Origin of the sequence: Citrobacter sp. Cb004 (genome assembly GCF_030337065.1) — a bacterium.
Lineage (GTDB): Bacteria > Pseudomonadota > Gammaproteobacteria > Enterobacterales > Enterobacteriaceae > Citrobacter > Citrobacter braakii.
In genome coordinates, this window is record NZ_JAOWCH010000014.1 from 1 (window position 1) to 311 (window position 311).

Here is a 311-nt window from a genome sequence, read left to right on the forward strand (position 1 = left end):
AGATTGTGGGTTGCTGGAAAGCACTGGCAAAGCAGGGACTGGCGGGGGCAGATGGCGTTCACCCTGATGCGATGAAACGGGCTGTTGCGTTCTGTCAGGTGATAGAAAAAGACTTTCGCGGAAAGACGCATAAGGTCAGTTCTAAACTGATCACGGAAATGTTCGGAGCAGTGGTTGAGGCTTATCAGGCATCCGAGATCGAACTTCTCAGGGAAACCGCACCGGATAAGGCGATTGACCCATCATTAAAACTTCAGTGTCAGGTGAAGCACGTTGACGGCAGCATGAATGCCACTGAGAAAAAATCCAAA

General features: G+C 50.2%; 1 protein-coding gene. It reads left to right on the plus strand.

Annotation, left to right across the window (positions count from 1 at the left end; all coding sequences use genetic code 11):
* Positions 1 to 311: hypothetical protein (locus tag OGV65_RS00085; protein WP_286454471.1), on the plus strand; the 311-nt coding region annotated here is incomplete at both ends.